Genomic DNA, 232 nt, shown 5'->3' with positions numbered 1-232 from the left:
CCCCGGAAGGGCAGGTGCTTTCGCAGTTGCGGCACGACAGGCAGCGGTCCAGGTGCTGCTGCGTCTGGGCGGTGGCCGGGGCGCCTTCGAGCACCTGCTTGATCAGGTAGATGCGCCCCCGCGGGCCGTCCAGCTCATCGCCCTGCAACTGGTAGGTGGGGCAGGTGGCGTTGCAGAAGCCGCAATGCACGCAACTGCGCAGGATGCGCTCGGCTTCGGCGGCCCGGGGCAG

The 232-nt window shown here is 70.3% G+C and carries 1 protein-coding gene; it reads right to left on the bottom strand.

Annotated elements, in window-relative coordinates; genetic code table 11:
- Positions 1 to 232 (bottom strand): 4Fe-4S dicluster domain-containing protein (locus R0J88_RS23885; RefSeq protein ID WP_410901441.1); only part of this gene is annotated, 232 nt, incomplete at both ends.

Origin of the sequence: Pseudoalteromonas sp. SIMBA_162, assembly GCF_046535955.1 — a bacterium.
Taxonomy (GTDB): domain Bacteria; phylum Pseudomonadota; class Gammaproteobacteria; order Enterobacterales; family Alteromonadaceae; genus Pseudoalteromonas; species Pseudoalteromonas marina.
This window is presented reverse-complemented; position numbering and strand designations above follow the sequence as displayed.